At 46.5% G+C, this 243-nt stretch carries 1 protein-coding gene; it reads left to right on the top strand.

Annotation, left to right across the window (positions count from 1 at the left end; all coding sequences use genetic code 11):
- Positions 1–243, top strand: a 243-nt coding sequence (locus tag QP119_RS11655; protein ID WP_284776340.1) for a DUF2207 family protein, incomplete at both ends; no start/stop codon positions are given.

Genomic DNA, 243 nt, shown 5'->3' with positions numbered 1-243 from the left:
GCCCAAGTTATTTTGAAAGACCCGTATGCGCGCAGTGCCGGTGAGGTGTGGGGCTTAGCACGCTATTTGAATGATTTCAGTGACTTCTCTGATAGAGGCATAGCAGATATGCATCTGTGGGATCGCTACCTCGTATATGCTGCAGCCTTCGGTATGAGTTCGAAAGTAGCAAAGTCAATGCGCACACTGGCAATGCAACAATCTGCTACTGAAGAAGATATGAATATGTTGCCATATACGTCA

The organism is Corynebacterium frankenforstense (assembly GCF_030211955.1).
GTDB lineage: Bacteria > Actinomycetota > Actinomycetes > Mycobacteriales > Mycobacteriaceae > Corynebacterium > Corynebacterium frankenforstense_A.
This window is presented reverse-complemented; position numbering and strand designations above follow the sequence as displayed.